Here is a 22036-nt window from a genome sequence, read left to right as displayed (position 1 = left end):
CAGTCATTCCTCGCTTTCGCTCGCGGTCGGTACGACGATGTGGCTGAGCTCCTCGTCCTTCCACGAATGCAGGACGTTCTTGGCGTGCGCCTCCTGCTTCACGGAAAGCGGCAGGCCGCCGAGCAGGCGTTGCGAGCTCAAGTCGCCTCCGAAGAGGATCTGGGCGACGTTCTCCTTGACCACGCTAAGAAGCCCGAAGGCCCCCTCCACCTTGGACATGTGATCCAGGACGATCACTTGGAGGTCCGGACTGCCCGCGCCGAGAAGTTCCCCGATCTGCTCCGGCGGGAGCATCACCTTGTCAAAGGCGTCGACCATACCGTTGATCACCAGACACCGACGGGTCTCCGTCCCGCTCTCCGAGAGCCTGGTCAGCGCCGCCTTCACTTCGCTCGGATGGCTCCGAAGGAACGACTTTCCGATGTAGAGCGACGCTGCAGGCGCCAGAATCGACTCCACCGCACCGTTCGCGTCGATGACCACGAGATCTGTACCGGCAACCGCATCCGGGATCTGACCGGCCAAGAATGGATGCAGGAGAGCCGCCTGCCTCGGGTTTGCGGGGAAGATCGCCAGGGTATCTCCGCGAAACAGTTCGAAGACTTCGGGCGACGCGCTCGATTTGTTGAGGCCGAAAGACAGGGCATTCGGCCAGCTCGCTGCACCTTCGAGAGCATCCGTGGAGAGCTCGGAAGGCACCATCGGGATCCTGCTCGGACGCGCGCCCGTCCAGCCGGTGTTGAGTGCGGTGACCTGGCGCTCGAGCGCCGCGAGGGTCTCGGAGCCGTCCTCTCCGGGTGCGGGGAGGTAGAACTGGATCGCGGTCGGCCCGTCGGCGAGCAGCTGGCCCCGACCCGGGATGTCGGCCTGCAGCAGCCTCTCGCGCCCCATCAGTTGCGAGAGGTCGCTCTCGTCGTTGAGGTACAGACACAGTTTCGTCGAGATGTTGCTCAGCATCGTGGCGCGGACCGCGCCGACGCGACTGGCGCTGAAGACCAGGAAGACGCCCGATGCCGCACCCTCGCGGAGCACCTGCACCAGGAGCGAGTCGATGGCATCCTTCCGTCGGTCGTTCACCGTGAGGTTGTCGTAGCCGTCGAGAACGGTGAGCACGATCGGCAGATCGCTGCCCGTCTTCGCCCGGTACTGCTCGAGGTTCGTGACGCCCGCCTCCCTGAACAGCTGCTTCCGGGCGGCGATCAGGTCGGCGATGACGCCAAGCATCTTCCCGAGCTTCTCGGCCTCCTCCAGGGTGACGATGTCCGTGACGTGCGGAAGCTCCCTAACGGGCAGGAGGCCGTTGTTGCCGAAATCGATGAGGTTGATGTGGAGGCGTTCGGGCGTGCAGACCGTCGCGAGGCTCACGACGAGCGTCTGCAACACCGTGGACTTGCCGGAGCCGGGGCTGCCGAACACCGCGGTGTGCCCGTGCCGGGAGAGGTCGAATCTGTGCTCCTCCTGCGTTTGGCGCGAGGGGATGTCGAGCATGCCCAGCGGCACGGCCACCCCGCTCCCCGGGCGCGACTCGGGAACGGGGATGCGCACCGGGAGGTTCGGAAGCCACGGCTTGTCCGGTGTCGTGAGCGTCCCGTCGGCCGCGAAGGCGCGCACGATGACGTCGATGACCGCGTCCAGCTGGGAGGGAAGGTCGCTCGTGTCCCTCCCCTGCTCGACCTCCTCGTCGGGGTCGTGGAACAGCTCGTACTGGCCTACCTCGTTGATCGTGTAGATGCGCTCGTCGACCCGTTCGTTCACCACCGCGTCGGGGTCGTAGGGCACTCCCGCATAACCGCTCTGGAAGAGCTCGTACACCGCGTTGTGGCCGACCTTGAGGTATCCGCGCCCCGGGTTCGTGATGTGCGCGGCGTCTGTGGTCTTCAGCAGCTCGTTCGAGTCCTGCTCGCTCGCCATCTTCAGTGCGATCTTCGACGTGGAGTTCGCTTCGATCTGGTCGTTGACGACACCGCTGGGTTTCTGGGTGGCCAGGATGAGGTGGACACCGAGGCTCCGGCCGATCCGCGCGACCGAGGTGAGCTCGTCGAGGAACTCGGGGACGTTCGCCTTCAGTTCCGCGAACTCGTCGGACACGAGGATCAGGTGCGGGAGCGGTTTCGTCGGGTACGTGACGCCCGGCTTGGGGTCGTGCCGCTGCTTGTACAACGTCATGTACGCGTTGATGCTGTTCACGCCGTACACGGCGAACTCGCGCTGCCGCTTGTTCAGCTCGGCCTTGATGCTCGCGAGCGCCCGCGCCGTGCCGGCGCCGTCGAGGTTCGTGATGGCGCCCATGAAGTGCGGCAGCCGGTCGAGTGTGTTCGCGATGCCACCGCCCTTCCAGTCGATGATCAGCATCCCGATGTCTTCGGGTGAGAACTCGATCGCGAGCCCGATGAGGTAGGTGGTCAGGAACTCCGACTTGCCGGACCCGGTCGTGCCTCCGACAAGGGCGTGCGGCCCGTGCGCGCGTTCGTGCAGATCCCAATGCACCCGATCGCCTTTGCCGCGCCACCCGATCAACGACGCGATCGACTTGTTGGGCTCGGCACGCCTCCACCGGTCGGCGATCGCGAGCTCTTCGACGGTTCTGACTCCGTACTGCTCGAGGAGGCTGAGCGACTCCGGCACGGCGTTCTTCTCGACCTCGACGTGGTTCAGGTTCGACAGCCTCCGAAGGGAACGCTCAAGGTCGGTGGGCAGCACGTAGGGGGTGAACGGGGTCGCGACGTAGACGCCGTCGTCGGTGACGAGTTCGCCTCGAACCTGATTCGGCGCCTGGATGAGGGCGGTCACCGTCTCCGGCAGAAGCTTCGCGTCTTCGCTGCACCAGATCACCGTGACACCGAGGTGGCTCATGTCTTCGGCGAGGAGTTCATTGATCCCGTGACCGGCGAGGAGACGGTCCTCAGCGATCGTGAAGACGTAGTGGGGGGCGAACTGCGGCTTCTGCGCTCCGGCTTCCCTCCACTGATGCCGACGCTTCTGGAGGAGCTGGTAGAAGCTGTTCAAGACCACGTCGCGATGCCTCTCCGTATGGATCAGACCTCGCAGGTTGAGTTCTTGGAGGGTGAAGTGAGGTAGCAGCCTCCAGCGGTTCCACGTCGTGGCGTAGGAGCCGCGCGCGAGCAGCGAGACGAAGTTCACATCGCGGTACGAGTGGAAGAACGCAGCCTGGAACAGCAGGGACTGCACACACTCGGCAACGGCATCTGGTGGCCCCACCAAGCCCAGGGTCTGATCCGCGAGGCCGATCGGTGTCGGGACCTCGTGCTGTTCACGGAATGCGGCAGCGACCTCGACGACGTCACGCGCCTGAGTCCTGGCGTCCATTTCGTTTACGTCCGACGACACGTGCACGGCCGAGGGCCGATCGGAGAGGCCGAGCGAGACCGTCAGGAAGTCCTTGTTGTAGCGCTGACGCTCGTAGATCCTCCGGTCATACCTCTCGACAAGCGCCGCCAGCTGCTGCGGGCTCGGCTGCTGATACTGCAGGACCCGTCGTTCCGAGTCCGCCGCCCGGGAGGCGGCAGCGACGGTTTGCACCAGGTACTGGACGTAGGCGTCATCGGCGCGAGCAGCGCGTGCCCGGTGCTCTCTCGCATCCGTGAGGTACTGCGCCACTGTGAAGGACGCCGTCAGGACGCTGGCGAGGCCCATCCCGATCAGCATCACGGGATTGGTCCCCATGATCATCGTGGTCGCACCCGTCGCCGCGATCATCGCGAGCGGTGGCGCCACCATCCGCATGACTCGGTTCTTCGGCTTGGCGGCGGGATCGCCGGGCCCACGCAACGTGAACTCGTCCGGTTCGACCTCGAGATTCATCCGCGGCGAGCGCCGGTAGTCGGGGAAATCGGGCGGGAACTCGATCACCGGAGGCTGGGTCAGCAGTCTCGCGTGGCCGAACTCGAGCGGTGAACCGAACTCCGTGATCTTGAACTGGGTGGGTCGCCTCTCGAGCAGGAACCCTTCGGTCAGCACCACCATCCCCGGTGCGAAGGCGAACACCTGGCGACCGATGACCGCCTGGTCGTCGACGTACACGCGCTGGTCCCGCGCGTCGACGATCAGCGACCCGTCGCTCAGGATGAGGAGCGGGGAGTCGGCCGTCCTGATGTCGGCGAAGGGCACGTCTCCGATCGCGAACTCCGCGCCCCGGTCGATGGTGAAGAACTCTGTGCGGGAGCGGGACGCGGAGAGCACCACCCAGGTGAGGCCGCGCCGGCTGTTCGTACCATCGACGAACTGGTCGCCGTCGACATACAGTTCACCGTTGATCACGCTGAGCTTGTGACCGTCGTGTTCGAGGAACGGCCGCTCGTGGGTGAGCGCGAGCCGGGTCGCGCGGGCACCATCCAGCAGGTATACGAGGTACTGGAGTTCACTCGAATCCAGTCGGGAGTCGAGTGCGACCATCCGGGCCGCCTCTGCCCGCTCTGCACCGAAGACGCTCATCGCGGGGCCTCGCCTCCGCCAGCTCCCGCGAGCTTTGCCGTGAGGTCGTCGATCGCCTTGGCATACTCCTCGAGGCGTTGCTGCTTCTTCTCTCCGGCCATCCGGGTGTCGAGCTCGGTGGCGTGATACAGATCCGTGTAGGCCAGCAGGGTGAGCTGGTCGTCGCCGAGGTTCTGCGCGAAGTCGAGCGCTTGCTCGAACTCGCCGCGGCCGACGGCGATCCAGTAGCTCAGCGTCACGTCGTCTGATTTGGCGGAGATGGTGTTGAGGATCGCCTGCTTCTGCGTCGTGGTGAGGTCATCCAGCTGGATGCTCGACACCGCAAGCACGTACTTCGCGGACGCCGGCAACGAACCCGCCTGGTATCCCTCCAACGCTGTCAGCGCGCCCGCGAAGTCGTTCGCGACGAAGTGCGCCTGGGCCGCGATCACGGAGGAACTCAGACGATTGCGGCTTTCGGCCTGCCAGGCGAACACCCCGGCAGCGAGGCCGAGCGCGACGCCGGTGACTCCGAGCCCGCGATACCAGGAGTAGCGCCGCTTGGGGACACTGACCCGCGTCGCGGCGGCACCGGCTCGCTCGGCCCTCAGCTGCTCATCGAGGAAGGTCAAGAGCGCTCCGGGACCGGCGGCCTCCCAGATCGACGCGGAGAACGGATCCCTGAGCGCCCTCCCGCCGTCGAGAAGATGCTCGAAGGCGAGGTTGGGACGGAAGATCTGGAGGACCATCGCCTTGAGCGACCGGAGGACGAGGTCGGCGTCGAACGCGTCGGGGGCGAGGATGCGCTCGAGCCCCCAGTGCACCACCCGCGGGGTGTCGCCGTGGACGTAGATGTTGTCGGGATGGATCGCCGGCACACGGAACCCGCCCTGGCTCGGGACGCACGCCGCGAGCCTCTGGGCCAGCGTCAGACGATCGAGCCGCGAGGTCGTGCGTCTCACCGCCTCCCGAAAACTCAGCTCTTCGTCGCGGATCGGGTAGGCGAGCACCAGGCCCGTGTCGGTCTCGGTCGCGTCAGCATAGCGAGCGATGACGTCGAGGCACTCCGCGTCATAGCCGCCTTTCGGGATGGCGACGCGGAGAACTCCCTTGTCGGCGTGGAACTCGAGCCGGGTGTCGTTCATCTCGGTACGCATTGCTCAGTTCTTCCTTCGGACGTACAGGCGATCGCCGTTCCCCACACCGAACGACTCGATGATGTCGCCGCCGCTGATGACGAGAGCTTTGTCGGCGAGCGCGAGCGAGTAATCGGCGGGCAGAGCCACGTCTCGCGATGCAAAGCCCTCGCGGATCAACCGCTGGAGCCGGTCGAAGGTAGTCCGGCCGGGCACCAGCAGATCGAGCTCTTTCCCGTCGAGCACCAGGGTCACCTCGATCATGGGGATGCCCGCCTCCTCCGCGCCCAGAGCCTCCCGGCCGCAGCCCCGGTCAGCGCCACGAGAGGGGCGCAGATCGCGAGCACCGCGAGGGAGGAAATCGGACCGTCGCGCCTGTCTTCCGGCTGCACCGAGAGCGATCGGGCGGCGTAGCCGTCGAACAGGCGCGCCTTGAGCGCCCGATATTCGCCGCCGCTTGTTGGGGGCCGCGAGAACGTCAAGGTGCTGACGACGTCCAAGCGCGCAGCCGCCGCCTGCCGGCGCGCGTCGGCACGCTCGGCGACGTCATCGATGAAGAGTCGGCTTCGGACCGGGAAGTCGCCTGCGCCTCCGATGCCGGCCGACTCGTTGACCAGCACGTTCGGAGTGAGCACCAGACGCCCGTCGCCGTCTCGGTCGGGATCGCCGACGGCCCACGAGGTGCCAGGGGCGCCGGCCGTCAGACCGACGGCGAGCGCCCCGGCGAGGAGGCCGTGCAGACGGAGACGGGACCGCGGTCGCATCTGATCGGAGGAGTCGAGACCGGGCTAGAAGCCGAAGCTCTGCGCATCCTGCGCATCGCGCTCGGCGATGGTGTCGGCGTACTTGTTCAGCTGCTGGTTGATGTTCACCAGCAGGTCTTCGAACTTGCGAACGCTCTCCTGCAGCTGGCCGTACTGCTCGAGGTAGGCCTGGAAGGCCTGGCCCTTCCATTGCTCGGCGATGGTCGAGTTCATCCGGTCGACCTTCTGGATCGCCTGCTCGATCTCGTCCTTCGAGCGCGTATAGACCTGAGCCTGCTGCTTCAACTCTTCCGGCGTGACACTGATCTGACCCATGGCGGAACCTCCTGGTGGTGCTTGGTGTGGAGTCTTTCATGCAACATATCAGATGAGGAATCGGCGCCACCACGGCGTTCGAGCACGGATGACAACGAAGCGCGCGGCGCTGTCGAACGGGCAGGTCTGCGGCCTGCAGCGGAGGAGGTCCCGACAGATCCGAGTCGACCCTCCACGGTCCCCCACCGTCAGCAGACGCGACGGAACCGGGCCCCCTCCCCGGCGCGCGCCCAAGCGGTTAAACGACGAAACCCCCGGATGACCGGGGGTTTGTCACTGTCTCAACCAGTGTGCGCCACGAGGGATTCGAACCCCCAACCTTCTGATCCGTAGTCAGATGCTCTATCCGTTGAGCTAGTGGCGCATGGCCCCGCGTTCTCCGCAGGGCCGCATTAGAGCTTACATGACGGCCTGCGGGACCGCCAATCGGCCCGACTCGGCCGAACACCGTCAGTTCAGCCGAACACCTCGTCGAGGAAGCAGGCCATCGCCCGCCAGCTGCGCGCGTCAGCGACCGGCCGGTAGCTGTCGCCGCCCGGAATGGTGAAGGCGTGCGGCGCGCCCGAGTAGGTGGTGATCTGCCAGTCGACGTGCGGCGCGCTGCGCAGCTCGTTCTCGAAGGCGACGACCGCCTCGTCGGGAACCACGGGGTCGGATCCGCCGGTCAACACCAGGAGGGAGGCGGTGATCGCCGCCGCGTCGGACGGGTCGTGCGCGATGAGGCCGCCGTGGAACGACACGACCCCACGCAGCGGCGCCCCGGTCCGGGCGAACTCGAGGGCGGCGGTCCCGCCGAAACAGTAGCCGATGACGGCCAAGCGTGCCGGATCGACGGCCGGGTGCTGTTGCAGCCAGCTGAATCCTGCGGCGACGCGGGCGCGCAGGAGGGACAGATCGCGGTAGTACTTGCCCGCCTCGGCGGGCGCCTCGTCGCCCCGGGGCCGCACGCCGGCGCCGTAGAGGTCGGCGGCGAACGCGACGTATCCGCGGCGGGCCAGCATCTGCGCGCGCATCCGGACGTTGTCGGCGACTCCGTACCAGTCGTGGAGCACGAGGATGCCGGGCCGGCGCTCGTCCGCCTGCACGTCGCGGGCAAGGTACCCCTCGAGCGGTGCGCCCTCGTGCTCGTAGGCGACCGTCTCGGCCTCGATGACGGAGTGCTCGCCGACCGGGACCTGGGCGAGGAGTGCCTCGTGGGCGGCGGAGAGGGCGGGCTGCGGGGTGTCGATCGTCACTGGAGGGAGCTCCCGGGTTCGAGCGTCGCTCGGCGGCGGGCGCCGCCGGCGGCCTGGGTCTGCTGTGACGGGTCGCGGTCTGCGCGCGGGAGCCCTCGGGTGCGGGTCGGGTTACCGCTTCCGCCACGATACCGCGCGTCCGCACGACCCGGCGACGGATCGCCACGACCCGGCGACGGATCGCCCCGCGCCCGCGACGGATCGCCCCGAGCCGACGTACCATGGGCGCATGGCCACCGAGTTCAGCGATCAGACCGCGGAGAAGCGCTTCGCCATGCACGTCGACGGGGAGCTCGTCGCTGTGCTCGACTACAGCATCCTGGGCTCGGCGATCTCGCTGACCCGCGCCTTCACGGTGCCGGCGCACCGCGGCAAGCGCTACGCCGCCGACCTGACTCAGTACGCAGTCGACGAGATCGAGCGCCGCGGCGACCTGAGCGTCGTGCCCATGTGCTGGTACGTCGCCGAGTGGTTCGACGCGCACCCCGAGCGCGCGGGCCTCCTCCAGCGCCGCGCGGGCTGAGACCGGCGCAGCGCAGCATGGGAGGCATCGCCCGCACGTCCGCGCTCGTCTCGCGTTTCGGCGACCCCTCCGCGGTGGTGCTCGCCGCGCAGGAGGTCGCGCCTCCCTCCGGCAACGACGTCCTGGTCCGGGTGACCCACGCCTCCCTGGGGGCTACCGACGTTCTCGCGCGACGCGGGCGCTACGTTCTCCAGCCTGCGCCCGGGTTCGTCGGCGGCTACGACTTCGTGGGCGAGCTCGAGAGCGAGTCGGCCGTATCGGTCGCACTCGGGCTGCGGCGCGGCGCCCGGGTGGCCGGGGTCCTCCCACGGATGGGCTCCCACAGCACGCGGATCGTCGTCGCGCCCACCTTGCTGGTCGCCGTGCCTGAGAGCCTTTCGTCGCCCGACGCGGCCGTGCTGCCTCTCGACGGCGTGACCGCCTTCCACGCACTGGAGCTCTGCGGCCCGGCGCCGCACCTCCTCGTGCAAGGGGTTTCGGGGGCCGTCGGTCTGCTGGCAGCCCAGCTGGCCCTGCAGGAGGGCCGCTCAGTGATCGGCACGGCCTCCGCGCGCAGCCGGTCCGCCGCGGAACGACTCGGTGTCGAGATCGTCGACTACACACAGGCCGATTGGGCGGCCGCGGTCCGTCGCGTTGCGCTCGGCCCGGTCGGTGCGGCGATCGACCACACCGGGTCGGCGGCCGTCCGGGAGGCGGTGGGTCGCGATGGCGTGGTGGTACGGACCGCCTTCGTCGGGCGGCCGGGGCACGAACGAGCCGACTCTCTGCGGGGAACGGCCGATGCACTCCGGCGGCGGCACCCCCGCGAGCGCGTGTGCAGCGTTCCGCTCTATCTGGTCACGCAGCGCGCGGCTTACCGGCGGGCGCTGGCGCGACTGCTCGGCGCAGCGGCCTCAGGTGAACTGAGCACGCAGACGCCGGACGTCTTCCAGCTGGGTCAGATCTGGGAGGCGCACCGAGCGGCCGATGAGGCCCGGCCAGGGCGGAAGGTCGTGCTCGCGGTCGGGTGAGCGTCGGGGCGCGATCGGGATCCCCCGCCCCGGATCACCCCCTCCCGTCATCGCGGGCGCTCATTATGCTGTGCGCCATGAGCACCAAGAGCAGGCAGGTTCCGCAGTCCGAGGAGACCCTCCGCCTCGGCGCTCATCGCGGGATGTGGGGGGCGTTCGCGGGCATCATCACCGCGGTCCTGATCGCGTACCCGCTGTCGGCCAGCATCGCCTTCGCGACGCACCCGGCCACGCAGCGGCTCTTCACCGGGAGGCTCGAGTCGGCCTCGCAGGGAGGCTTCGCAGCCTTCTGGTGGATCGTCGCGCTCGCCTGCATCGCCCTCCCGTTCCTCGTCGGGTTCGGCATCGCCCGGATGTCGGCGCGGACGCTCGTCGTGGTGGGCGGCATCGTCGCGGTCTTCCTCATCCTGGTCCTCGTCCTGGGCCAGCTGTTCGTATTCTGAGCGCCCCTCCTCGCATCCGTTGAACGATTGAACGGTCACTCGTGGCCCCTCGGCACGGCGTGTCGCGGCCTGATGAGGGCACTCGGTGACGGCTCAGCTGGCGGACGCCTGAAGGGCTGTGGATAACCGGCCGCCAGGGACCGGGGGCCGGCGCGCCGCGCGCCTCCCCTCACCGCCCGCTCCCCCGCGCATCCTGCGCCGCCCGCAGGTCGGCGAGCGCCCGCTCGGTCTCCCGCGTCACGGTTCCGCCTCGCGCGAGGACCGCGGCCGGCAGCCAGTCGCTCAGCACGAAGCGGCGCCGTCGGGGCGGAAGCTCTCCGCCGTTCGTCCGAGCCGGGCGGGCCACCCACCCGTGCTCCATCCCTGGTACCCATGTCGTATTCGCCATGACATCAACGTTACGAACGTAAATATCCGGACACGAGGTGGCTTCAGGTCTATCTTCGTAAAGATCCGGCCAGTACACTGGCGGAATGATCCGTTCCGTCGCCGTCCCGCTCGTGGACGATTTCGCGATGTTCGAGTTCGGCGTCATCTGCGAGGTGTTCGGCCTCGACCGGAGCTACGCCGGACTAGAGCCGTTCGACTTCCGCGTCTGCTCGAGCTCGCCCGGCGCGGCGGTGCCGAGCACCGTCGGCGGGGTGACGGTCACCGCGCCCTACGGCCTCGAGGCGATGGAGGATGCCGATCTGATCGCCATCGCTGCTTTGCAGGTGCGCGACGAGTACCCCGAAGAGCTCCTGGAGGCGCTCCGCCGCGCCCACGCGCGCGGAGCCATCCTCCTCAGCGTGTGCTCCGGCGCCTTCGCACTCGGCGCCGCGGGCCTTCTCGACGGCCGGGAATGCACCACGCACTGGCGATACGCGGAAGAGCTGCAGCGCCGCTTCCCCTCCGCACGGGTCGACCCCGACGTCCTGTTCGTCGACGACGGCCAGATCATCACGAGCGCCGGGACCTCCGCGGGGATCGATGCGTGCCTCCACCTGGTTCGGAGGGAGCTCGGCAGCGCGGTCGCGAACACGATCGCCCGCAACATGGTGGTGCCTCCGCAGCGCGACGGAGGTCAGCGGCAGTACATCGAGAAGCCGGTCTCCGACTGCGACGACGACACCTTCAGCGAGCTGCTCGAGTACCTGACGGAGCGCCTCGACGAGTCGCACAGCGTCCCCGCCCTGGCGCAGCGCGTGCACATGTCGACGCGCAGCTTCTCGCGGCGCTTCGTCGCCGAGACCGGAGTCTCGCCGATGCAGTGGCTGACGACGCAGCGGATCCTCCACGCGCGGCTCCTGCTCGAGACGACCGAGCTGCCCGTCGACGAGATCGCCCGCCGCTGCGGCTTCGCGAGCGCGACCCTCCTGCGGCACCACTTCGACGCCGAGGTCGGGGTGCCGCCGACGCGCTACCGATCGGCGTTCGCGCGCGTCTGAGGCGCGCTCAGTGGAACAGCGTGCGCCGCGGGTGGGCGTGCGGAGGCGGGAGGTCCGCGCCGCGGAAGTGCCGCAGCCGCCTCCAGTTGCGCAGCGCGAGTTGCCCGCACAGCACGACGGTGACCGCGCCGCAGCCGATCACGCCCCACGCGCTCGGGTTCTCACCCTGGGTCGGGATGGCGATCGCGAGCGCGACGGTGGCCGCTGCGCTGAGGAGCCCGAGGAGGACCCCCGCGCTCAGGCCGCGCACCGCCCGTGCGCGATCGGTCCGATCGCCCATGCACCGGAAACTACTCCGGCGCGCGGGTAAACACCAGATGAATTCGCGCGCGGTGCCGGGCGGTGGCGCTCCGCGGCGGGCCGGACACGACGAAAGGCCCCGGCGCGACGGATCGCATCGGGGCCTTCGACGACATCGGCTCAGTGCTTGAAGGCGTCCTTCACCTTCTCGCCGGCCTGCTTGATGTCGGCCTTGGCCTGGTCGCCCTTGCCTTCGGCCTCGAGGCGGTCGTTGTCTGTGGCCTTGCCCGCGGCCTCCTTGGCCTGGCCTCCGGCCTTCTCGGTCGCGTTCTCGATCTTGTCGTCGAGTCCCATGGACGTCCCCTTTCGTCGGCGAGTTCGTCTTACCGAAGAGACGCTCCCACCTCGACGGGCCGGCGTAAACGGTGCACGACCGGGTGGGATCGTCAAGCCCTCCCCGCGGGGCCGCGGTATCACTCCGGAGGGGCACGCCGCTTTTCAAGCCCCTTCTCCGTCCGCGGCGCACCGGCCACAATGAGGCGGTGTGAGCACCTACCGCCTGCAGATCTCTCCCGCCTTCACCCTTCGCGACGCCGCTCAGGTGCTCGACCACGTCCAGCGCCTCGGCGCCGAGTGGGTCTACCTGTCGCCGCTGCTGCAGGCCGAGCCCGGATCGATGCACGGCTACGACGTCGTCGACCCCCACCGCGTCGACGAGGGGCGCGGAGGGGCCGCGGCGCTGCACGAGTTCTGCGACGCCGCCCACTCGCGCGGGCTCAAGGTGCTGGTCGACATCGTTCCGAATCACATGGGGGTCGCGACGCCCGCCCTGAACGCCTGGTGGTGGGACGTGCTGGCCCATGGCCAGGAGTCGCGCTACGCCTCCTACTTCGACATCGACTGGCCGTTCGGCGACGGGAGGCTGCGCCTCCCCGTTCTCGGCGACTCACCCGACGAGCTCGATGCCCTGACCGTGGAGGGCGGCGAGCTGCGGTACTACGACCACCGGTTCCCGATCGCGCCCGGCACCGAGGGAGGCTCGCCGCGCGACGTGCACGACCGGCAGCACTACGAGCTGGTCTCCTGGCGCCGCGCCGATGCCGAGCTCAACTACCGCCGGTTCTTCGCGGTCAACACGCTCGCCGGCCTCCGCGTCGAGGACGCGCGGGTCTTCGAGGACACGCACCGCGAGATCCGCCGCTGGGTGGACGAGGGGCTGGTCGACGGCCTCCGGGTGGACCACCCCGACGGCCTCCGCGAGCCGGGCGGCTACCTCGAGCGCCTCGCAGAACTCGCGCAGGGCAGGCCGGTCTGGGTCGAGAAGATCCTCGAGGGCGACGAGGTCATGCCCGACTGGCCGACGCAGGGCACGACCGGCTACGACGCGCTGGGCATCTTCGACCGCGTCTTCGTCGATCCGACCGGGGAGGAGCCGCTGACCGCTCTCGCCGTCGAGCTGGACGAGCGGGATGAGACGCAGGACTGGCAAGCGCTCGTGCACCGCCGCAAGCGAGCGGTCGCCGACGGGATCCTCCGGTCTGAGGTCCTGCGCGTGGTACGAGAGCTCGGCGAGGGGACGGACGCCGAGCTCGCCGATGCCGTGGCCGAGCTCGCTGCCTGGCTGCCGGTCTACCGGACCTACCTGCCCTTCGGGCGCGAGCACCTCGAGGAGGCGGTCGCCGCGGCACGCGACTCGCGCCCCGACCTGGCGGAGGCCTTCGACGCCCTGGAGGGACGCCTCGGCCACCGCTTCGAGCAGACCACGGGCGCCATCATGGCGAAGGGTGTCGAGGACAACGCCTTCTACCGCTACACCCGGCTCGTCTCGCTGACCGAGGTGGGAGGCGACCCCAGCGAGTTCGCCCTGTCGCCCGAGGAGTTCCACCGGCGCCAGGCCGACCGCGCCCGCCGCCTCCCCGAGTCGCTCACGACGCTGAGCACGCACGACACGAAGCGGAGCGAGGACACGCGCGCCAGGATCAACGTCCTCGCCGAGGTGCCGGACCGCTGGGAGCGCTTCCTCCGAACTGTCCGCGAGCGGGTGGGCTTCGGCGACGGGTCGCTCGAGAGCCTCCTCTGGCAGTCGGTTGTCGGGGCGTGGCCGGCCTCGCGGGAGCGCCTGCAGGCGTACGCGCTCAAGGCGGCCCGTGAGGCCGGCGCCTCCACCGGCTGGACCGACCCCGACGAGAGCTTCGAAGCGGCGATGGCAGCGGCGATCGACGCCGCGTTCGACGACGAGCGGGTGCGGGCCGAGGTGGAGGCGCTCTCCGCGCTGATCGACGAGCCGGGCGCCTCCAACGGGCTCGGCGTCAAACTCCTGCAGCTCCTGGCTCCGGGTGTGCCGGACGTCTACCAGGGCTCCGAGCGGTGGGAGCGGTCGCTCGTCGACCCGGACAACCGGCGGCCGGTCGAGTTCGACGCCGCGGCCGGGCTGCTCGCGCACATCGACGAGGGCTGGCAGCCCGACGTGGACTCGTCCGGCGCGGCCAAGGTGCTCGTCACCTCCCGGGCGCTGCGGTTGCGGCGGGACCGTCCGGAACTGTTCACGACCTACCGTCCCGTCTACGCCGACGGCCCGCGGGGCGGCCACCTGATCGGCTTCGACCGCGGCGGCGCGATCGCGCTGGCCACGCGCCTCCCCGTCGGACTCGCGGAGGCGGGCGGCTGGGGACCGACCGTGATCGACCTGGGAGACGACACCGTGCGCGACGAACTCACCGGACGCGAGCATCGCGGGCGCACGCCCGTCGCCGACGTCCTCGACCGCTACCCCGTCGCCCTGCTGGTGCGCCGATGAGCGCGCGCGACTTCGCGGTGTGGGCGCCGGTCGCCTCCTCGGTCGATCTGTTCGTCGCCGGCGGCGGCACACACCCGTTGACGCCGGCCCCGGTCGAGGAAGACCGGCCCGGTTACGGCTGGTGGCGCCTCGCCGAGCCGCTCGATCTCGGCGAAGAACCCATCGACTACGGGTACCTCGTCGACGGTGAGGGCCCCTTCCCCGACCCGCGCTCGCGCAGGCAGCCGGACGGCGTGCACGGGCTCAGCCGCGAGTTCGACCCCCGGCGGCACCACTGGTCCGACGGCGCCTGGGAGGGACGCGACCTCACCGGGACCGTCATCTACGAGCTGCACCTCGGCACCTTCACCCCAGAAGGGACGCTCGACGCCGCCGCCGGACGCCTCGACCACCTCGTCGAGCTCGGGGTCGACGCCGTGGAGCTGCTCCCCGTGAACGCCTTCAACGGCACGCACAACTGGGGCTACGACGGCGTGCTCTGGTACGCGGTTCACGAGCAGTACGGCGGCCCGGAGGCGTACCAGCGGTTCGTCGACGCGTGCCACGCCCGAGGGATCGCCGTCATCCAGGACGTCGTCTACAACCACCTCGGGCCGAGCGGAAACTACCTCCCGAAGTTCGGGCCTTACTTCGGCCACGGGCGGAGCACGTGGGGCGTCTCGCTGAACCTCGACGGGCCGCTGTCCGACGAGGTCCGCCGCTACATCCTCGACAACGCCGCCTACTGGCTGAGGGACATGCACGTCGACGGGCTCCGGCTCGACGCGGTCCATGCGCTGCCCGACGCGCGGGCGACGCACATCCTGGAGGAGCTGGCCATTCTCGCCGACGAGCTCGCCGGCGAGACCGGACGGCCCCGCACGCTCATCGCCGAGAGCGACCTCAACGACCCGAAGCTGATCCGCGCCCGCGCGCACCACGGCTACGGCCTGCACGCCCAGTGGGACGACGACGTGCATCACGCCATCCACGCCAACCTCACCGGGGAGGCGACCGGGTACTACGGCGACTTCGCCGAGCCGGAGGCGCTCATCCGGGTGCTCGAGCGCGGCTTCTTCCACGACGGCACCTGGTCGAGCTTCCGGGAGCGAAGTCACGGGCGACCGCTCGACCCCGACATCCCGTTCACCCGCCTGGTCGCCTTCAGCCAGGACCACGATCAGATCGGCAACCGGGCGGCCGGCGACCGGCTCACCGCGACCCTGGACCCCGGACGGCTCGCGGTCGCGGCGGCGCTCACGCTGCTCGGGCCGTTCACCCCGATGCTCTTCATGGGCGAGGAGTGGGCGGCGACGACCCCGTGGCAGTTCTTCACGTCGCATCCGGAGCCGGAGCTCGGCAAGGCGACCGCGGAGGGACGGATCGAGGAGTTCGCGCGCATGGGCTGGGACCGGTCGATCGTGCCCGACCCGCAGGACCCGGAGACGTTCCTCCGCTCGAAGCTCGACTGGTCGGAGCCCGACCGGCCGGAGAATGCCCGGATGCTGGAGTGGTACCGGACGCTGACCGGCCTCCGTCGCGGCATCCCGGCCGACGCGCGCGCGGAGCAGGTCGAGCTGGCCGACGGGGTGCTGCGGTTCGTGCGCGGCGGCGTGCTCGTGGAGGCGTCGCTCAGCGGACGGGGCCTCGGCGAGCCGGCCGACGCCTCCCGCACCCTCGCCGCCTTCGACGACGCCGTCCGCGCCTCCCGCACCTCCCGCACCTGACCACCCACCATCGAGTCCCCCAAGAGTGCGTCGCTTTCGGTCCAGAACGTGCATTCATAGGGGACTCGATAGTGGGCGGGTAGCGTGCGCGGGGGCGGCTTGTCAATGGGATGGTGGCGGCGCGCCGCGGCGGTTACGGTTGTGCTCTACCGATTCGGAGGCACCGTGCCCAAGCCCTGCCCCCTGCAGCACTCGCTGCCCGCCCGCCCCGGAGCCCACCGGTGAGCGGCGATTCCTTCCCGTATCCGCTCGGGATCACCCTCCGTGATGGAGGCGCAAACGTCGCCGTCTACAGCGAGCGTGCCGACAAGGTCATCGTGTCGCTCTTCGACCACCGCGGCCGCGAGACGCAGACCGCACTGACGACGCGGACCGGCCACGTGTTCCACGGGTTCGTCCCCGGGCTCGTCCCCGGCACCCGCTACGGCCTCCGCGTCGACGGACCGTGGGACCCGGCGAACGGGCTCCGTTTCTCACCCGCGAAGGTGCTCCTCCCGCCGCACGCGCGCGCGGTCACCGGCTCCTGGGACAACACCCAGGCGGTGTTCGGCCACCAGCTCGCGCGTCCGAAGCGCCGCAGCGACACCAACGGGGCGCGGCACGTCGCTCTCGGCGTCGCGATCGACCGGCAGGAGTTCGACTGGGGCGACCACGAGCGCCCGCGCATCCCGCTCAGCGAGACGATCATCTACGAGGTCCACGTGAAGGGCTTCACCAAGCTGATGGAGTGGGTACCGGAGGAGTTCCGCGGCACCTACGCCGGCCTCGCGCACCCGGCGGCGGTCGAGTACCTGAAGAACCTCGGCGTCACTGCGGTCGAGCTCCTCCCGATCCACCAGTTCGTGCAGGACTCCCACCTCGCCGAGAAGGGCCTCCGCAACTACTGGGGCTACAACTCGATCGGCTTCTTCGCGCCCCACAACGAGTACGCGGCCACCGGCGACACGGGCCACCAGGTCGACGAGTTCAAGGGCATGGTGAAGGCGCTGCACGCCGCCGGGCTCGAGGTCATCCTCGACGTGGTCTACAACCACACGGCGGAAGGCAACGATCTCGGTCCGACGTACAGCTTCAAGGGCATCGACAACCCGTCCTACTACCGGCTGGTGGACGGCGACGGCGCGCACTACTTCGACACCACCGGCACGGGCAACAGCTTCAACGTCAGCCACCCCGCTGCGCTGCAGGTCATCATGGACTCGCTGCGCTACTGGGTCGAGGACATGCACATCGACGGGTTCCGCTTCGACCTCGCGACGACGCTGACCCGGCAGGGAGGCGACGCCAGCCTCCACAGCGCCTTCCTCACCCTGATCCAGCAGGACCCGACCCTCTCCCAGGTGAAGCTCATCGCCGAGCCGTGGGACGTCGCGGGCTACCAGCTGGGCGGCTTCCCGGCCGACTGGTCGGAGTGGAACGGCAAGTTCCGCGACGACGTCCGCGACTTCTGGCGCGGCGAGCCGGGCGTCCTGTCCACGCTGTCGCAGCGCGTGCTCGGCAGCCCCGACATCTACGAGGACTCGCGGCGAGCGCCGCTGTCGAGCGTCAACTTCGTCACCGCGCACGACGGTTTCACGCTCGCCGATCTGACGAGCTACAACGAGAAGCACAACGAGGCGAACGGCGAGGACAACCGCGACGGCGAGTCCGACAACCGTTCGAACAACTACGGTGTGGAGGGACCCACCGACGACGAGGGCATCAACGCGTTCCGCAAGCGGCAGCGCAAGAACTTCCTCGCCACCGTCCTGCTCTCGGCCGGTGTGCCGATGATCCTCGGCGGCGACGAGATCGGGCGGACGCAGCAGGGCAACAACAATGCCTACTGCCAGGACAACGAGATCTCCTGGTTCGACTGGCAGAACGCCGACTGGGACCTCCACGCGTTCACCTCGAAGCTCATCCACCTGCGCCGGACCGAGCCGGCGCTCCGGCCGGAGTGGTACCGCCACGCGCCCGAGGTGGGCGGCCCGGACGTGGTCTGCATCCTGCGCGCCGACAGCGAGCCGTTCACGGACGAGGACTGGGGCGACCCGGAGGCGCGGTCCATCGCTTTCGAGCTGCGGCACGAGGGCGCCGACTCGTTCCTCCTCATGCTGAACGGCGCGTCGAACGGCGTCGAGTTCCGGCTGCCGGAATCGCTCGGGGAGGCGTGGGAGTTCGAGCTGTCGAGCGACCCTGAGCTCGCTCTCGGTGACGGCGACAGCGTCATCCTCGGCGAGCGCTCCTTCGCGCTCCTCCGTTCGAGGGGGCGTTGATGGCCGAATCCACCATCCCCGCTCTGCTCGGGCGCTACCGTCCGCAGCAGGTGATCGGGCGCGGCGGCGAGGCCAGCATCTTCCGCGCGGTGGATGAACTCCTCGGCCGGGAGGTCGCGATCAAGCTCTACCGCTCCGGCGGCGAGGAGGAGATGGAGCAGTACCGCACCGAGCAGGCGGCGCTCGCGCGGCTGAGTCACCACGGCATCGTGTCGCTCATCGACGCCGGCATCGACTACACGAGCCCGAAGGATCCGCGCCCGTTCCTCATCATGGAGCTGGTGCAGGGGACGGACCTGGCGACCGAGCTCTCCGAGCGCGAACTCCGCACGGAGGAGATCGCCGAGATCGCCTACGACATCGGGGAGGCGCTCGAGTACGTGCACGCGCACGGTGTCGTCCACCGCGACATCAAGCCGTCGAACATCATGCTCGTCACGTACGGCACGACGACCTTCCGGGCGCGCGCCCGCCTCACCGACTTCGGCATCGCGAGCGGCGTGATCCGGTCGCAGCAGCACGTGGAGGAGGGCAAGACGACCGGCACGGCGGCCTACCTCAGCCCCGAGCAGGCGTCGAAGCTCCCGGCGACCCCGAAGAGCGACATCTACTCCCTCGGTCTGGTGCTGCTCGAGTCGTTCACGCGCCAGGTGAGCTTTCCGGGGGACGTGATCGAGTCGGCCCTGGCGCGGCTCGAGCACGAGCCCCCCATCCCCGAGGGCCTCCCGGACGAGTGGACCGGCATCCTGCGCGCGATGACGGCCCGCGACCCGGAGGACCGGCCCACCGCCGCGCAGCTCACCCCGGTCTTCCGGGAGGCGGTCATCACCGCGGCGGGGCTGAAGGAGCGGGTGTAGGGCAGCGGCCCCGCGGCCGGAAACACGCCCGAAACCACTGTTCGGTACCGTGCCTGGAATGACCGCACCCATCGTTGTCGAGCGCGCCGACTTCTCCGACCCGGCACTGGCGAGGTTCCTGCAGGAGCATCTCGACGACATGGAGCCGACGTCGCCGCCCGAGAGCCGGCACGCGCTCGACCTCGACGGCCTGCGCCGCCCGCACGTGCGGTTGTGGACGGCGACCGACGCCGGGACGATCGTCGGTACGGTGGCGCTGGCGGGACTCGAGCCCGGCCATGAGGAGCTGAAGAGCATGCGGACCGACCCGCTGCGCCGCGGCCAGGGCATCGGTGGGTTGCTCCTCGACGCAGCCCTCGGCGACGCGCGGGCGCGCGGGGTTCGGCGAGTGTCGCTCGAGACCGGTTCGATGGATTTCTTTGCGCCCGCGCGCCGCCTGTACGAGCGGGCCGGGTTCGTGCCGTGCGCGCCGTTCGGGACGTACACCGACGATCCGAACAGCGCCTACTTCACGCTCGTGCTCTGAACCCGACTCGCCCGGTCACTCTCCGACGTACCGGGCGAGATGCTGTCCCGTGAGCGTCGACCCGGAGCGCACCAGGTCGGCCGGGGTGCCCTCGAAGACGACGCGGCCGCCGTCATGGCCGGCACCGGGTCCGAGGTCGATGATCCAGTCGGCATGGGCCATGACCGCCTGGTGGTGCTCGATCACGATCACCGACTTGCCCGCGTCGACCAGGCGGTCGAGCAGACCGAGCAGCTGCTCGACGTCGGCCAGGTGCAGTCCGGTGGTCGGCTCGTCGAGCACGTAGACGCCGCCCTGCTCGCCCATGTGCGTCGCGAGCTTGAGGCGCTGACGCTCTCCGCCGGACAGGGTCGTCAACGGCTGACCGATGGTGAGATACCCGAGACCGACGTCCGAGAGGCGCCGGAGGATCGCGTGAGCGGCCGGCAGCTTCCCTTCGCCCGCGGCGAAGAACCGCTCGGCCTCGTCGACGGGCATCGCGAGCACCTCGCTGATGTCGCGGCCGCCGAGCTTGTACTCCAGGACGGAGTCGTCGAAACGCCTCCCCTCGCACACCTCGCAGACGGTCGAGACACCCGCCATCACCCCGAGGTCGGTGTAGATGACGCCCGCTCCGTTGCAGTTCGGGCAGGCGCCCTCGGAGTTGGCGCTGAACAAGGCCGGCTTCACGCCGTTGGCCTTGGCGAACGCCTTGCGGATCGGCTCGAGCAGCCCGGTGTACGTCGCCGGGTTGCTGCGCCGCGAACCGCGGATGGCGGTCTGGTCGATGGACACGACGCCCTCCCGGGGCGCGACGGACCCGTGGATGAGCGAGCTCTTGCCCGAGCCGGCGACCCCGGTCACGACAACCAGAACGCCGAGCGGGATGTCGACGTCGACGTCGCGGAGGTTGTGCTCGGAGGCGCCGCGCACTTCGAGCACACCCTTCGGGCTGCGGAGGCTCTCCTTGAGGCGCGCTCGGTCGTCGAGATGCCGGCCGGTCAGCGTCCCGCTGGCACGCAGGCCCTCGATCGTGCCCTCGAAGACGACCCGGCCGCCGTTGCCGCCCGCTCCGGGGCCCAGATCGACCACGTGGTCCGCGATCGAGATGGCCTCCGGCTTGTGCTCGACGACGAGGACGGTATTGCCCTTGTCGCGCAGCTGCAGGAGGAGCTCGTTCATGCGCTGGATGTCGTGCGGATGGAGGCCGACGGTCGGCTCGTCGAAGACGTACGTGATGTCGGTCAACGAGGAGCCGAGGTGCCGGATCATCTTGGTGCGCTGGGCCTCGCCTCCCGAGAGGGTGCCGGAGGCGCGATCGAGCGACAGATAGCCGAGGCCGATCGCGACGAACGCATCGAGCAGGTGCTGCAGGTTCTTCAGGAGGGGTGCGGCGGTCGGCTCGTCGAGCGCGCGTACCCAGTCGGAGAGGTCGGTGATCTGCATGGCGCACGCGTCGGCGATGCTCACCCCGCGGATGCGCGACGAGCGCGCAGCCTCGCTGAGCCTCGTGCCGCCGCATTCCGGGCACGGGGCGAAGGTGACCGCGCGCTCCACGAAGGCGCGGATGTGCGGCTGCATCGACCCGACGTCTTTCGAGAGCATCGACTTCTGCACCTTGGGCACGAGCCCCTCGAAGGTCAGATTGATGCCGTTGATCCGCACCTTGGTCGGCTCGCGGTACAGGAAGTCCTGGCGTTCGGTGTCGGTGTACTCGCGGATCGGCTTCTGCGGATCGAGGAAGCCCGAGTCGGTGAAGATGCGCACCTGCCAGCCGTCGGCCGTGTAGCCGGGGATCGTGATGGCGCCCTCGGCCAGCGACCTCGTCTCGTCGAACAGCTGCGACAGGTCGATCTCGCTCACGGTTCCCATGCCCTCGCAGCGCGGGCACATGCCGCCCAGCTGCGAGAACTCGCGCCGCTCCGTCTTGCCGCCCACGGTGATGGCTCCGCTCCCGGTGACGGAGGGGATGTTGAACGAGAAGGCCTGCGGCGAGCCGATGTGCGGCTGCCCGAGCCGGCTGAACAGGATCCGCAGCATCGCGTTGGCGTCGGTCACCGTGCCGACCGTCGAGCGCACGTTCGCGCCCATCCGCTCCTGGTCGACGATGATCGCGGTGGTGAGCCCCTCGAGCACGTCGACGTCGGGGCGCGAGAGGGTCGGCATGAACCCCTGGACGAACGCGCTGTAGGTCTCGTTGATCATCCGCTGCGACTCGGCGGCGATCGTGCCGAAGACGAGCGAGCTCTTGCCCGAGCCCGACACTCCGGTGAACACGGTCAGACGCCGCTTCGGCAGTTCGACGCTGACCTCTTTCAGGTTGTTCTCGCGCGCCCCCTGAACGCGGATCACGTCATGGCTGTCGGCCCTCGCGGTCATGCCCTCTCCC

General features: G+C 69.4%; 19 protein-coding genes and 1 tRNA gene. 9 read left to right on the top strand and 11 right to left on the bottom strand.

Going from position 1 to position 22036, the window contains the following annotated elements; all coding sequences use genetic code 11:
• Positions 1-3: 3 nt before the first annotated feature.
• The 7 genes from essC to FPT20_RS01310 all read right to left on the bottom strand — a co-directional run bounded on the left by essC (position 4) and on the right by FPT20_RS01310 (position 7881).
• On the bottom strand, positions 4-4413 hold the full coding sequence (gene essC, locus FPT20_RS01340) for a type VII secretion protein EssC (protein WP_158861880.1): 4410 nt from the start codon (positions 4411-4413) through the stop codon (positions 4-6).
• Positions 4414-4448: 35 nt separating this feature from the next.
• Positions 4449-5588 (bottom strand): type VII secretion protein EssB, encoded by a 1140-nt coding sequence (essB, locus tag FPT20_RS01335; protein WP_158861879.1) that lies wholly within the window; start codon positions 5586-5588, stop codon positions 4449-4451.
• Positions 5589-5591: 3 nt separating this feature from the next.
• Positions 5592-5831, bottom strand: coding sequence for an EsaB/YukD family protein (locus FPT20_RS01330; protein WP_158861878.1), 240 nt, complete (start codon positions 5829-5831; stop codon positions 5592-5594).
• Positions 5828-6331 (bottom strand): hypothetical protein, encoded by a 504-nt coding sequence (locus FPT20_RS01325; protein ID WP_158861877.1) that lies wholly within the window; start codon positions 6329-6331, stop codon positions 5828-5830. Before FPT20_RS01325 ends, FPT20_RS01330 begins: the two co-directional genes overlap by 4 nt.
• 24 nt (positions 6332-6355) lie before the next feature.
• A complete protein-coding gene (locus FPT20_RS01320) occupies positions 6356-6646 on the bottom strand; it encodes a WXG100 family type VII secretion target (protein WP_158861876.1) in 291 nt (96 codons plus the stop codon).
• Positions 6647-6937: 291 nt separating this feature from the next.
• Positions 6938-7010: transfer RNA gene (locus tag FPT20_RS01315), tRNA-Arg, on the bottom strand.
• Between the two features lie 91 nt (positions 7011-7101).
• Complete coding sequence (locus tag FPT20_RS01310; RefSeq protein ID WP_158861875.1) at positions 7102-7881, bottom strand: dienelactone hydrolase family protein; 780 nt, start codon at positions 7879-7881, stop codon at positions 7102-7104.
• 229 nt (positions 7882-8110) lie between these two features.
• Between FPT20_RS01310 and FPT20_RS01305 the strand changes: the two genes are divergently transcribed.
• The 3 genes from FPT20_RS01305 to FPT20_RS01295 all read left to right on the top strand — a co-directional run bounded on the left by FPT20_RS01305 (position 8111) and on the right by FPT20_RS01295 (position 9857).
• Complete coding sequence (locus tag FPT20_RS01305; RefSeq protein ID WP_158861874.1) at positions 8111-8404, top strand: GNAT family N-acetyltransferase; 294 nt, start codon at positions 8111-8113, stop codon at positions 8402-8404.
• Between the two features lie 17 nt (positions 8405-8421).
• Positions 8422-9414, top strand: a complete 993-nt coding sequence (locus tag FPT20_RS01300; RefSeq protein WP_233265343.1) for a quinone oxidoreductase family protein — start codon at positions 8422-8424, stop codon at positions 9412-9414.
• A 77-nt stretch (positions 9415-9491) separates the two neighbouring features.
• Positions 9492-9857 carry a hypothetical protein gene (locus FPT20_RS01295; RefSeq protein WP_158861873.1) on the top strand — a complete coding sequence of 122 codons (366 nt, stop codon included), beginning with the start codon at positions 9492-9494 and terminating at the stop codon, positions 9855-9857.
• A 169-nt stretch (positions 9858-10026) separates the two neighbouring features.
• On the opposite strand, the gene FPT20_RS01290 is transcribed toward FPT20_RS01295, so the two are convergent.
• Positions 10027-10245 (bottom strand): hypothetical protein, encoded by a 219-nt coding sequence (locus FPT20_RS01290; RefSeq protein WP_233265342.1) that lies wholly within the window; start codon positions 10243-10245, stop codon positions 10027-10029.
• 85 nt (positions 10246-10330) lie between these two features.
• On the opposite strand from FPT20_RS01290, the gene FPT20_RS01285 reads away from it, so the two are divergent.
• On the top strand, positions 10331-11284 hold the full coding sequence (locus tag FPT20_RS01285; protein ID WP_158861872.1) for a helix-turn-helix domain-containing protein: 954 nt from the start codon (positions 10331-10333) through the stop codon (positions 11282-11284).
• Positions 11285-11291: 7 nt separating this feature from the next.
• On the opposite strand, the gene FPT20_RS01280 is transcribed toward FPT20_RS01285, so the two are convergent.
• Positions 11292-11564, bottom strand: a complete 273-nt coding sequence (locus FPT20_RS01280) for a hypothetical protein (protein WP_158861871.1) — start codon at positions 11562-11564, stop codon at positions 11292-11294.
• Between the two features lie 140 nt (positions 11565-11704).
• Positions 11705-11878: a CsbD family protein gene (locus FPT20_RS01275; RefSeq protein WP_158861870.1), complete on the bottom strand. Its 174-nt coding sequence runs from the start codon at positions 11876-11878 to the stop codon at positions 11705-11707.
• Positions 11879-12068: 190 nt separating this feature from the next.
• On the opposite strand from FPT20_RS01275, the gene treY reads away from it, so the two are divergent.
• From treY to FPT20_RS01250, 5 genes are all read left to right on the top strand, one after another.
• Positions 12069-14321, top strand: a complete 2253-nt coding sequence (gene treY, locus FPT20_RS01270) for a malto-oligosyltrehalose synthase (protein WP_158861869.1) — start codon at positions 12069-12071, stop codon at positions 14319-14321.
• A complete protein-coding gene (treZ, locus tag FPT20_RS01265) occupies positions 14318-16027 on the top strand; it encodes a malto-oligosyltrehalose trehalohydrolase (protein ID WP_158861868.1) in 1710 nt (569 codons plus the stop codon). Before treY ends, treZ begins: the two co-directional genes overlap by 4 nt.
• Positions 16028-16248: 221 nt before the next feature.
• A complete protein-coding gene (gene glgX / locus FPT20_RS01260; RefSeq protein ID WP_158861867.1) occupies positions 16249-18285 on the top strand; it encodes a glycogen debranching protein GlgX in 2037 nt (678 codons plus the stop codon).
• On the top strand, positions 18285-19142 hold the full coding sequence (locus tag FPT20_RS01255; RefSeq protein WP_158861866.1) for a serine/threonine-protein kinase: 858 nt from the start codon (positions 18285-18287) through the stop codon (positions 19140-19142). The genes glgX and FPT20_RS01255 overlap by 1 nt, the downstream gene beginning before the upstream one ends.
• A 58-nt stretch (positions 19143-19200) precedes the next feature.
• Positions 19201-19668 (top strand): GNAT family N-acetyltransferase, encoded by a 468-nt coding sequence (locus FPT20_RS01250; RefSeq protein ID WP_158861865.1) that lies wholly within the window; start codon positions 19201-19203, stop codon positions 19666-19668.
• A gap of 15 nt (positions 19669-19683) precedes the next feature.
• Here FPT20_RS01250 and FPT20_RS01245 read toward each other — a convergent pair whose 3' ends face one another.
• On the bottom strand, positions 19684-22026 hold the full coding sequence (locus tag FPT20_RS01245; RefSeq protein WP_158861864.1) for an ATP-binding cassette domain-containing protein: 2343 nt from the start codon (positions 22024-22026) through the stop codon (positions 19684-19686).
• Positions 22027-22036 lie beyond the last annotated feature (10 nt).

It is taken from the genome of Leifsonia sp. AG29 (assembly GCF_009765225.1).
Taxonomy (GTDB): Bacteria; Actinomycetota; Actinomycetes; order Actinomycetales; family Microbacteriaceae; genus Leifsonia.
This window is presented reverse-complemented; position numbering and strand designations above follow the sequence as displayed.